This is a genomic window from Brevibacillus halotolerans (assembly GCF_026891775.1).
GTDB lineage: Bacteria > Bacillota > Bacilli > Brevibacillales > Brevibacillaceae > Brevibacillus_B > Brevibacillus_B halotolerans.
In genome coordinates, this window is record NZ_JAPTNK010000009.1 from 47,603 (window position 1) to 59,937 (window position 12,335).

Annotated in this window: 12 protein-coding genes; all 12 read right to left on the reverse strand. The window is 34.9% G+C overall.

Annotation, left to right across the window (positions count from 1 at the left end):
* Positions 1 to 9: 9 nt before the first annotated feature.
* Positions 10 to 1,542 (reverse strand): TadA family conjugal transfer-associated ATPase, encoded by a 1,533-nt coding sequence (locus O0550_RS12925; RefSeq protein WP_258426514.1) that lies wholly within the window; start codon positions 1,540 to 1,542, stop codon positions 10 to 12.
* 15 nt (positions 1,543 to 1,557) lie between these two features.
* On the reverse strand, positions 1,558 to 2,964 hold the full coding sequence (locus O0550_RS12930; RefSeq protein ID WP_258426515.1) for a MinD/ParA family ATP-binding protein: 1,407 nt from the start codon (positions 2,962 to 2,964) through the stop codon (positions 1,558 to 1,560).
* Positions 2,965 to 2,992: 28 nt separating this feature from the next.
* The gene (gene cpaB / locus O0550_RS12935; protein WP_003345261.1) at positions 2,993 to 4,501 is read right to left on the reverse strand and encodes a Flp pilus assembly protein CpaB; all 1,509 of its coding nucleotides are present in this window, start codon (positions 4,499 to 4,501) and stop codon (positions 2,993 to 2,995) included.
* Positions 4,502 to 4,522: 21 nt separating this feature from the next.
* Positions 4,523 to 4,996 (reverse strand): hypothetical protein, encoded by a 474-nt coding sequence (locus O0550_RS12940; RefSeq protein WP_258426516.1) that lies wholly within the window; start codon positions 4,994 to 4,996, stop codon positions 4,523 to 4,525.
* Positions 4,997 to 5,025: 29 nt separating this feature from the next.
* The gene (locus O0550_RS12945; RefSeq protein WP_258426517.1) at positions 5,026 to 6,861 is read right to left on the reverse strand and encodes an Athe_2463 domain-containing protein; all 1,836 of its coding nucleotides are present in this window, start codon (positions 6,859 to 6,861) and stop codon (positions 5,026 to 5,028) included.
* Positions 6,858 to 7,910 (reverse strand): S-layer homology domain-containing protein, encoded by a 1,053-nt coding sequence (locus O0550_RS12950; protein WP_258426518.1) that lies wholly within the window; start codon positions 7,908 to 7,910, stop codon positions 6,858 to 6,860. Before O0550_RS12950 ends, O0550_RS12945 begins: the two co-directional genes overlap by 4 nt.
* A gap of 81 nt (positions 7,911 to 7,991) precedes the next feature.
* Complete coding sequence (locus O0550_RS12955; protein ID WP_035319126.1) at positions 7,992 to 8,285, reverse strand: hypothetical protein; 294 nt, start codon at positions 8,283 to 8,285, stop codon at positions 7,992 to 7,994.
* Positions 8,286 to 8,302: 17 nt separating this feature from the next.
* Positions 8,303 to 8,797, reverse strand: coding sequence for a hypothetical protein (locus O0550_RS12960; RefSeq protein WP_035319128.1), 495 nt, complete (start codon positions 8,795 to 8,797; stop codon positions 8,303 to 8,305).
* Positions 8,794 to 9,609 carry a CpaE/TadZ family protein gene (locus tag O0550_RS12965; RefSeq protein ID WP_258426519.1) on the reverse strand — a complete coding sequence of 272 codons (816 nt, stop codon included), beginning with the start codon at positions 9,607 to 9,609 and terminating at the stop codon, positions 8,794 to 8,796. The genes O0550_RS12960 and O0550_RS12965 overlap by 4 nt, the downstream gene beginning before the upstream one ends.
* 36 nt (positions 9,610 to 9,645) lie before the next feature.
* Positions 9,646 to 11,103 (reverse strand): CpaE/TadZ family protein, encoded by a 1,458-nt coding sequence (locus O0550_RS12970; RefSeq protein ID WP_258426520.1) that lies wholly within the window; start codon positions 11,101 to 11,103, stop codon positions 9,646 to 9,648.
* Positions 11,104 to 11,254: 151 nt separating this feature from the next.
* Positions 11,255 to 11,626 (reverse strand): hypothetical protein, encoded by a 372-nt coding sequence (locus O0550_RS12975; RefSeq protein ID WP_035319130.1) that lies wholly within the window; start codon positions 11,624 to 11,626, stop codon positions 11,255 to 11,257.
* A gap of 2 nt (positions 11,627 to 11,628) precedes the next feature.
* Positions 11,629 to 12,318, reverse strand: coding sequence for a hypothetical protein (locus O0550_RS12980; RefSeq protein ID WP_258426521.1), 690 nt, complete (start codon positions 12,316 to 12,318; stop codon positions 11,629 to 11,631).
* Positions 12,319 to 12,335 lie beyond the last annotated feature (17 nt).

Sequence of the window (12,335 nt, forward strand, 5' to 3'; positions counted from 1 at the left end):
CAACATTTATTAAGTTTGCTTTTTGGAATAGTTGTCTAATCCAAAGTTGATTTTTGGAGCCTCTTCAGGATTTTGAGTGAAACGTCTAATTAAATTCAGATCAGCAAATTCATCCACTAGAAATTCCGCACGGTCCTGCGATAGTTTCCCTACTCTATAATGTCTTCCATGGATAGTCCCATCGGGATTTTTCCCCTCAACAACAAATTTAAAGAGAGTGTTATAGATAGGTTTTCCGTTTTCAAAATCAATAAGTTCGATAATCTCTTTGACGCGTCTTACATTGTCAGGATATTTCTTTTGAAAATAAATGATATCAACTGCCTGAACAATCATCTTTCCAATTGCATCGGTCCCCATTTTTGACCCATGTTCTAAAACCATGTTTACTAATCGTTGAACGGCCTTTTCGGCTGAACGAGCATGTAGTGTCGACCAAACCTTATGTCCCGTATTTGCACCGTTTAACATATCATAAGCAGCTTTATCTCGAACCTCACCATAAATCATGTAATCAGGTTTTTGTCTTAATGCTGTTTTCGTTAAAAATGCTAAGTCAAAGTTCCGCTGCTCGTCTATACTGTTAAATTTACATTCTTCTGTAATGATATGTTTTTCTGGATACTTATGACGAAGTCTCATCTCCTCCGTATCTTCCATTAATAGTATTCTTTCTGTATTTGGAATAAAGTCAACACAAGCACTTAGTAACGTCGTTTTTCCCGAACCTGTGGCACCCACCATCAAACCATTTAAGCCATACTTCATTGCTAACATGGTAAAATCCATCATCTCTTCATTCATTGATCCACTCTTCAAAAAGTCAGCCGGTTTAAACGTATCTTTCGGAAATAAACGAAAAGAAACGTATGGGCCTCCCCCTCCAGTTGCTATCGGTTCTTGTATTAAATTGACACGCCCATCTGGATAACGTACATTTGCAACAGGTAATTCTGTTCCAAACTTCTGCTGTCCATTACGTGCAATCTTTTGTGCAATCTCATATGCATGTTTTTTATCTCGAAATTTTACTTCTTCTTCAAAGAACTTTTGACCATTTTTTTCATACCAAATATCAATCTCTTTTGTTATAGGGTTCTCACCATTTATCCATACTTCATTTAATGATCCTTCTCTACGAATAATCTCATCGATCGGCCCTAGACCAGCAATTTCATCAAGCATATAGCTAGTTAAACCTTCTTCATCAAAACCAACGATAACTACTTTATTATTTCGGATATAACCTAATATAATGGGCAGTAATTTTTGGCGTATTTTAAAATCAAACATTGATCCTTTAAGTTCATAGGAGTGATTTTCAGTTAGGTATTCAGCTAGCTTTTCTTTGATATCTACAATCATTTTGTTTCTTTTATCAATATGATATTCTTTTTCATATTCGGGTGTTTCTTCTTGACGTTTTTGCTCTTCCATCTGCGTTTGTTTATATGCTACTTGTTGAATACTTCCTCGTTGCTCTTTATTTTTCTTTCCAAGTAAGAAAGCCTTTCGTCTTTTATCTTGAATACTTTGAAGCATACTTATCGTTCCTTCCTATTTTGTCTTTTTATGTAGGAAACCAAATAATGTTTTCTTCTTATCGCTATTTTCAATTTCCTCACTGGTGATACCATAACGCCTAGCAAATGTTTTCATATTTTTCATGTAATCATCACCATAAACAACTCTTAGATCGTTTTGAGCTACTACCATAGTAGGGTCGTAAGGCAGTATGGCCGCTGGTGTAGTTCCATAAAACTCTGCAACATCTGCTCCATTCGATCCATCTTGAACTTTTGTGATTATTAACTGAAATTCTTTTTCCTCGACTCCAATCGATTCAAACCCTTGCATAGCAATTTTAAATATCCCAGATGTGGAAAATGAATCATCTACTACAGCAATTATTTCATCAGCTGCTAATATGGATAATGAAGTAAATAAATCATTAGGACTGGATGGGACATCGACAAAAATATGCTGGAATCCTGCTTCCTTGGCCTCGAAAAACAGCCGTTCTATTAGTTTTTCATCTTGAATTTCATATGGTTCCTCAAACTTAAGTTCTGCATTTCGACTTAACACATAAAAATTAGAGGATAGTAGTCTTAGACGCGATACTACATTTTTGTGGGTATGAGGTAAGCTATCCTCAGCTATTTTGTTATTTACAACAAATCCCTCAATACCTTCTTCGTTATTTGCAATTCTGGTTAATGCTCCGCGAAGTGTCCTCTCATGATGAGTTAAACCTGTTTGACGAGCTATTTTGGGATATTCCCAATCAAACTCTATAACTAATACCTTTCTACCACAATTACCTAAATAATTAGCTAATGAACGAATGAAAGACCCTACTCCAACGTTAGGTATTGGCGACCAAAAAACGGTAGATATTGCTCGGGACGAGTTAATTTGTCGATCCCAATGGTTAGTAAAACTAGGGAGATAAATATCCCTTTTTTGATTATTTGGAAAATCGTTAGATTGACTAGAAGGCATTATTGGAGGTGGAACAAAAGCACACTCTTCATTACTTTCTTTAACAAGAATATGTAAATCATCGTCTCCTAATAGTTGGCGAACATCCTCTTTAGTTTTTGGAAGATCTATAATACTCTCCAAACTACTTACAGGAATTATGTTAAAGAAATCTTTTTCTAATAGATTGCCAATGAGATTATCAGATTCATTCCTTTGGTAACTAAGGAAAACTGTATCCCAATCTTGCAGATGCTTTATCTGTTGAAAAAGAAATGCATCTCTTTTTCCCTTTTTTTCTAAAGGTTTTCTTGTTTTTACCTGATCGGAAACTACGATTAAATCGGGATTAAACTCCATAACTTTTGATATAGAATCTTCAAGATAATCTATTTCAAGTACATTATTTTGTTGAATATGTAAGAGTTCAATTATATCGTTATTTAGTTGTACATTGCTGGTTGCAAACAAGACCTTCATTTAATAAAAAACCTCCTAAGGTAAGACCCTACTGATCTATAGAAATACTCCAAATTCCGTTAGACTCTACTTGAAAAATGTATTCCCCTGTTAATGGAATGCTAATCGCTTTACTTCCTTCGAATACACCCTGTTTTTCATCGAATACACTTGATATTTTCCCATCAGGATTCATTAATGAGACCTGTATCTTCCCTTGTGCAGCACTCTTTAGACTCACTATGGCCACTCCTTTGGATAAATTAACTTTATTGGTCACGCCTTTTCCTTTTCCATTAAAAGGCCCTAACGTTTTTTGAACTTTACTTTTCTGTTGACTTATATTAGTTGTTTCTTTTTTCAGTGTTGAAGGCTCTGAGGTTGGTAAGGCTGCTGTTTTAGGGGCTAAGGGAACATTTGAAGTTCCCCGATTTCCCTGATCAATCACTTTTTGTAATTCTTGGGTAGAAAGTTGACTGATATAGATGCTTTCTTTAAAGTCTGTGATGTTTTTGAAATAACGGAGTTGATTACTTTCTCTATCCAGAAAAATAACTTCTCCTTTAGGAGACACATAGTAATTATTCTCGAATTGTGTTTCCATATTTAATGTCATGCTATCAATATATAGCTTAACAAGATTGCCTTTAAACTCTTGGCCCTTGTGTTCCTCAGCGGTTTTATCTTTTGCCATTACGTTTAACATTTCTTTTTGCTCTGGTGTTAATTTATCCCCTAATGCATTAACTAGTTCCTCTACTTTTTTCTCGGAACTTTGTTCATTCAGAGAATGCTCGTCAATCGTTTTAACTGAAGAAGATTCTGGTTCATTTTCATTATCTGTTTCACTGTTTTCCTTTGGGACATCTGCTTCACTAAGCGCTACTAAACTTAAATTTCCAAGAGCTTCTGCACGAGACAAATAAGAGGCTTGTTCTTCATCTGCTTCAAATACCACGATTGTAGGAACTTTTACCTTATCATTATCTGCTCGCATTATGTCTTGTCCTGAATTATCACGGACAGCAAGAATTTTTATTTTTTCTTCCAAAATTCCCTCTAACGTTTGATTGGTTTTTGTTTTATTAGTAAGAAAACGAACCTGTACCCACATATTCTCCTTTAAGGAGTTGGCCACACTTTTTTCTAGATTAACGCGCATAGTTAAACCATATTTCCCTTTTTCAATTAACTTATTTATGCGTGACGGAATTTTTTCAGCGGTTGTTATCGCTTCTTTATAGAATAAGCCATTTTTTGGGACTGAGAAATTTGTACCAACATATTTACCGAGTAGTTCATATGGATCGGTAATTACTGTATTAGGAGGAAGACTTGATGAAGGAATTTCAACAAAATTTATATCCTCTTTTTTAATTTCTGTATGTTCAATGAGTGTTTTTGCAGCAAATGGAACTTTTATTGGTTTCATATCTGCATTTGTTTTCTTGACAACACCAAGATAGAAAACACAAGAAACCGCTACAGAGAGTACGAGAGGTATGACTGTATTATTCTTTTTCTTCCGTTTAATTGCAGACTTTTTAGATGCACTCACTGAAAGCACTTCCCTTCTAATTTAGTATGTATCTTTCCATTCTAAAATGGCGATTCTTTGAGATTGAATAACATATCTTTCTCGGATTTTGAAAAAATGAGAAAGATATGAACCTGATACTGAGTCTCTCACTACATTACTCCTAAGCGCTACCATTGGCGGTTGATTACTGATCCCAACAGAATCATCCCGTTCAGCGGGGTTAATAACGTACATATTGGAACCTTTTGTATCTTCTTTTAACATGCCCATAGATTCTTCAAATGCTTGGTTAGCATCACTCTCGTTATAGCGAATTGAGACCCTTTCTGGATAGAGGTCTGCGTCACGCAGGCTCCCCTTCTGGATTCCCTTTTTTAATGAGTAGAGCGCTGCTTGTTTAGTGGCCGTATCAGCATCAGTTTTGGTAACCTTATGGGATGCATAATCGGTGAGTAATAATGTAAGAGGAAACAATATTAAGATGAAAGCAGCTGACCATTTAAAAGTAGTCAAGTATTTCTCCCTACTCTCTATTGTTCTAACTAATTGAATTTCTGATATCTTTTCTCCGGCTCTTCATACCATTTTTTTAGATTTGTTATTAAATAGGTATAATCGAAAAAATTACCCAGTTCATCATATCCAACCCAATTTTTCCCGGCTTCTCCTGTAGGAAATGGATTATTTGGATCAACGACTCTAACCACAAAATCATTGTAAGGAGTACCTTCAACTACCGCTTTTTGATTTACACAAATACGTAACGTATTTTTATATCCCCCTGTAACTAAAGCATTCATTTCCAATTCTTTACCATCAGGTACATCAAATCCAGAATACCATCTCTGAAGTCCCCCATATCTATTCTGCTTAGGGTCGATATCTGGTAACGTATTACTTCGAATCCAATTACCTTCTCCATCAAAAATAGAAAATGGTAATTTCCAATTGGTTTTCCAATGACCTATTTGTTTATTTGGTAACATTCCAACACTTTCTTGAATAACACTAGGGTATTTTTCTGTGTTAGGACCTGTAAATACGACCTTTTGTGCGCCGTAAGGTTTTCCTTTATGATCAGGATTGTCGTTTTGATATTCCGTTCGAATATTAACCTCTGCCCCTTGTCCTGCTTTTATTCTATCTGGTTTCGGTTTATCAAAATCGGACCACATCTCCTCATAGTAGTACCCTACACAAATTGAAAAATTATCCCCATTAATTGGAGGGCAAGGATAATAGTATTTTCCAGAAATCCCTTTACTGTAGCCTGTTGGGTAAGCGGGAAAACAAGGTGTTCCCTCTTCTATAGGAGGAATGCTGCTTTCTAATGTTATTGTTTTGACGTTATTAGCATAAGGATCTCCTTCACTAGCCCAATATTCTTTATGCTTTCTTGGTGCTGGATTTATTTCTGCTTTTAATGTTACCGGCTGGTTACTGGATGTTATCCAAGGGAATGATAACGTCTGTTCGTTTTTCTTACCCCTTGTTAAATTAATAAATTTACGACCTACTACATTGCCTCGAGCATAGAGAACTACTTCTACGTTATCTAGCCTTTCCTCTTTGCTATTATCAGAAAGACCTACTGTTACTTTCGTTGTTTTTGATACATTAGCTTCAAACTGCCCACCTTCTATATAAGAGGTATATAAGTCTAATTCTTTTGGGCCAAATACAACGTCTGGCATAATCAAAAATGATTGGTACCACTTTCCATCAGTGTTGTACATTTCGAAAGAGCCCCAACCAAATTTTGTAGGTTTGACTTTAACTACTCCGTACTGTTTAAGTGTATTTACATCCCATTTACCGGTTTTTGAGCCCCAACTGTTTTTAGGAAGAGAATTAAAATCATCTAGCCATTTCCAGGGGCGGCCTAAATATGTATAGGGAGAAATGAGGTGGTTTCCTAACCACTCATCTGCATCTTTATGATAGTTATACCCTTGATTAACAGTTTTCCACTTTGCTTGTACGGTTGGATGCTCCCATGGATTTTTTACCCAAGTTTTATCTAAATTGTTTGTTGCATCAATATCCGGAGGATAAAGTGGATTGTCATACGGCATTTCTTTATCGGTGTAACCTAAAAAACGTTGTTGTCCCTTTTTATGTGGAGAGAATGGGCCGTGTGGTTCCCCATAAACGACTAGTCCCCAGGTACGAAGAATTTCATAATTCAAGCTTAACTTCAACTTACCACTACTTTGGATGGGTATGTTATTTTCAGCAATTATTTTCTTAACATCTAAATTTAATTTCCCAAAGTAATCAAAATATGCACCTTGTACTTGATCTGTAATTAAAACAATAGGAAAGCTAGTTCCTATTAAACACATGACAAAAATGATTGAGAGTATCTTCTTTCTCATTTAACCCCAACCCAAATGGCTATTCCCATATCTGAGCCGATAGCAACTCTAAGACTTCGATTATCATAGTCCTTTTCTACATAATTTTTTTGGGAGATATCTGTCCATTTACTAACTGTCACGACATCATTCATAGCTTTTGAGTATGAGTTTGGATAAAAGACCTTCAATATATCATTGACAAGAGCCTTTTCTTTATCTTCGAATTTAGGTACTGTAATTACTACTTTTTTACCATAGGTCTCACTATATCTCATGGAAAGAGCAAATCCGTATTCTCCAGTTCCTACTAAAGCGTAACCATCACTTTCCATTCTTAATTCAGAATATTGTTTAAAAGAGTCAAAAGATCTAAGAAAGTTTATTAGTCTATTTTTATCTTTTAATAGGGATGGATCTTTGGATATTTCTTCATATTTTCTATCGAGAGAATGTTGGCCAACTAATTCTGGTAGTAATATAGGATTTGATGGAATTTTGGGCCTTGCTTGTAAAGTTGTATTACCAGCTTCTTTTAAATTTTTTAAGAACTGAACGGCTTCCGCTCTTGTTAAATAGGCACCAGGCTCAAATCCTTCAATTGTTTGCCCTTTTTTCCCTTTCGCTAATCCTTTACCTAATAAGAACTGAACAGCATCATTTCCAATATAGTTAAAGCCCTGAGTACCCACAATAATATTAGCAACTTGCTGTCTAGTGATATAAGTGTCTCTCATTTGTAGGTTAATGAGTCCTTCTACTGGATAGTTGAAAGTATTAGCAAATCTGTAATAGTTGTCTGCCCAATGGGTTTCCGCTCCAGTAGTATGAAAATCGTTAGGCTTATACATTTTTAGTACTAATTTTAAAAATTCTGCTTCCGTTACACTCTTATCTGGTCTAAAGCTTCCATCTGGATAACCGTCTACGAACTTTTGGAAAACAGCCCAATCAATTGTTTGATTAGCCCAATGTTTATTGGTGTCTTTAAAGTTTGCATAAGCTACAGATGAAACAGATAGAGCTGTACAAACTCCCAGTAAGACTATGTTTTTTGACCATTTTTTCATTTTAATATCCCCCTAATTAAAGTCAGTACTTGTCTATTCTAGACAAGTATATTTTCTTTTGCAAAGAAAGTAGGAGATACATTAAATCAAATTGATTTCTTTGCCTCGGAAGGATACTGTATCAAGAAATGTATCAACTTCATTCGGTTTTACTTGGTACTGAATCTCAATTCTATGTGACTCTTCTGCTTGTTCACCTACAAAATGATCCGTGAACTCCCATTCCTTAATAAGATCATTTAATAAATTTACAACCATCTCTTTTGATCCTTTAACCATATAGGAAACAGTTATTCTTATTGTGCTAACTTGTCCATTGTTTCGTTTGATATTAACAAACGGAAATTTTAAATACAGGTTATTAAAGTTGACCATACCTTTCCCTCCATTTTTTATAAATTAAGTACAAATATGTAGATCAAATTCCCTCCAGCGATGGTCCATGCTCCTGGCATCCTACCTATCACTTCTCTATGAGTTGTACGAAAAGTTAACTGCTTAAAATAAGTGATAAAACTCCAATTACAAGTCTTAAGCCAAACTACATGCCCAGCTAGTATGTAAATAATTAAAGTAAAGATAATGATTCCAAATCCAACTACAGCGTTGTTCATGCCGAGGAAGAGTGTTGTCCAAATACAACCTGAAAGCATCAATCTTGTATCACCAGGTTTCCAAATTTTAATGATTTCTAGAGATAATCCGGCACATAACATCATAAGTAGAAACTTGAATGAACTTAAGAGACCAAATTGGATTAACATTAGTCCCCAGCCTATTATGACTGATGGAAAGGTAAGCCAATTAAAGATTTTTAACCATTTACAATCTGTGTATATTGCAATGGTGTAAATAATAAACAATGTGACAGCAGCTATGTAACTCAACAAAATAATCTCCTTTTTAACCGTAATAAGTTCGAAATCCATCCCTTGTTTCTACCTTTTAAATCGGGAATGGCAATCCCTAATATTTTTAACATCGAATAAATTGACCTTGAAAAGTTAGCTGCTGGTTCATCAAGGTAAATAACTCCTCTTAAATTCCGATTTTTTCTAACTCTATCATCTTGAATTGCTGTGAATATTGAGTTGATTCTATGGCCGTAATGTAAAAAAACTTCTTTTACTTGCTCAAAAGTAATATCTGGATTTTCAACAACTTGATTAACAAACACCAGAATTTGTTGAGGATGAATTCCTAACTGAATAATATCTTCTTTATACTGATGATTATTCCAAATCGAAGTGTTTTGTGGAGAAGTTACTAATATTATGTGATCACTTTTTTGCAATGCTGTCTGAGTAATGAAACTAAAGTCTACGCCTGTATCAATTACTATAAAGTCATAATATAATGTGATATTTTGTATAATTCGTTCTGCTACTTCACATGAGAATCGTTTAACATCGTGGGCACTTGCGATGGCAGGTAAAATGTCTATTCCCGTCTTATGTGAGATACTTAGGCTTTCAACTCCTTCTTCAGAGATATTTCTATTGGTTTTTATCCAATCAGAAATTGACGTATACTTCTTCAGTGCCAAAGCTTGGGCAACACCACCATAGGGTATATCAAAATCGATTAACATTACTTTTTTACCTGTTTCTTTTCGGATCGCGGCTGCTAGGTTAAGAGATGTCTCTGTCTTTCCGACCCCTCCCTTCATGCTCGTTACCGTAATCACTCGACAGCTCATTTCCCAACCTTCTTTCGAATTAAATCTCCTTATGTGTTAAAAGTTCCTAAACTTTTTTGATTTCTTCCTACCTTCCAGAAGTTCTTCAGAAACTATCCCAAATTGGGCAAGAATCATTTCAATACCTACACTGAAAGAATGGTTAGGGTCATGTTGGTACAGTATTTTTCCTTCGTTACGATATTGGCGTACATCATCTTCGTAGTTAGCAAAACCAATTATGGGAATTCCATTATCCCCATCTTCAAAAACTTCAGCAATATCTTCTTTTTTAATATCTTCAAATTCTGGAACCATGTTAATAAATGCTGATACTTGCTCTTGTTCAATACCGTACAACGATATCAAATCGTTTTTATAGGAAAGTGAGTTGAATATTGAGGTATTTTCATTTGTCACAACCAACAATGTCTCAGTTGCCCTAGTGACGGCTACTAAAGTTATTTCTGAGAAACCATTCGTATCTATAATAATGATGTCATATATCATCTTTAATGAATCAATTACCTTTTCCGCATCTTTGGCATTAAATGAAAGAATGTCCTGGATGTTTAAAGGCATTGGTATAATGTCTATTCCCTTAAAACAGTTAGTTCTTTCTGCGATACCTATCGGTGTCATTTTTAAATGGCCTTGATGGAGTAACCAATCAGCTAGTGTTTTCTCTCGTGGCATTTTAACCGCTTGAGCTACACCACCATAGGGAAAGGAAAAATCAACAACAGCAACCTTACAATTTGTAAATCCCTTTATGGCAGCGGCTAAACTTAATGAAATCTCTGTTTTACCTACTCCCCCTTTCATCGAAGTTATTGTAATTACCTTAGTTGCGAAGGTTCTATATTCAGTTTTAATTTCTGTTCTGTTTCTTACCAATTTAGGAAACGAAAAGGTAGGTAATCGAAGATTTTTTTTAGATTGCTGCTCGGAAATGTCTATATCATCTTCCAGATCATTCTCGTTCTCTATCTCCTCATTTTCTTTAATTTCTTCCCTGTGATTTAAGGTGCCACACTTGTTAGATTCAGATTGTTCTTCAATGGACCCCAGTCCATATTCAGGTTTTTCTTTTAAGTTATTTTTGATGTAATTCACGTTTGCATATGAAGCTGGGTCACTTAATTGCCTAATTAATGCTTCTGTATTAACACGTGACTCAATGAATATGTCGTATACACCTAAATTAATCATTCTGATAAGAAAAGGATCATTTATCTTTCGTACACCAAAAAATACAACTCTTAATTTAGGGTTATTAATGCGTAAGTCTTCAATGATGGAAATCCACTCATCATCTTTAGCTTTATAATCCGTATAATCAGATATCAGTTTGTCGTGCAAAATTAATATATCGGGTTGTTGGATATCGATTTTTTTTCGGATATGTTTTCGAAGATCTATAGGTGCTTTTGATACCAAAAAATGATTCCGAAATTTCTCAGCCAGAAGTTCATCAAAACTCAGGCTACCGGTAGCCAGTGTTACCTTTTGCATATGATCACATCCTATCTAAAAACAAAAAAAGGTACACAAGGTGAACGAACTACACCTTGTGTACCTTTGGTTTTTCCATTAGGTACATACGAATATTAGTTTAAAAACTTAATCTGGAATAAACATATCATAATTAGAAACTACTATCAAGTTAAAAACTATGAGCTAATATCGGAATAAATTTTATCATGATGTAAGCGATGACAGAATAGGTTACTGTACCTCTCCCCCATTTTTGATATTCAGGGTGTTTTAAACCATGAGCTAAAACAGTAATGATCCATCCAACAATGAAGAAAAAAACAACGATGTGAATTCCTATATTCTGTCCCATTTCCTGAAGTCCCTTTGAATTACCCTCGATTTTCTGCAATATTGATGTTCCACTGGTCTCGTTACTCTCATTGTAAATCGTAGTTAGTTGATCCGTATTTAGTTTTGGAGTAGCAGCGTAAGCAAAACTTATTGAGAGTAATAATATCGTTACTATGATTGGAATAACAAAGAAGGGGTTCTGCTTCACTTTTACATGTCTCCCTCACCATATTTAATAGTAGTATCGGCAGATATTTCGTTAATACGTCCTTTGGTATCTTTCTTCTCAATACGAATAACCCCATATTCCATTGTTTTGGCTAATGAATACATTTGGGCAAAAGTTGCATTATTATGCTCTTTTACATTTTTGGGTACGTAAGGATAAGTGTGTATATCTGAATAATAATACTTATACTCCAGAAAATTAATTTTTCCTTGATTAATATGAAAACACAGATCACTATCTTTCTGTCTCAATATCTGAGGAACTTCTGTTTGAACGTAATCCATCTTTTCCCAAAAATCACTCTTACCTAATGGAGAAACTTTAAAATATAGCCTACCTGTTAAATAGGAGTGTTCGTCGTATATAAGCTTCCAATCTGTACCAAAATATAGCTTCAATTTAAAACTGTGGAAGGTATTTTTTAGATCAGTAAGCAGGTAATCAAAGAAATATGTATTATGATTCCGTAATAATGTTTTGACATTATCTTCGGAAAAAACCATTGTATCTGATCCTCTTAAAGTGACAAATGATGCTTTAACTTCATGGTCTTTTACTTCAACATGGAATTGGTGCAATGGTATGATTTCGTCTTTAGACGGATTTTTAATTTGATTCCCCACTACTAGGCCACTTAATAATTCATTAACCGAATAAGGGTAATTACTCACATTTCTACACTCCTGAC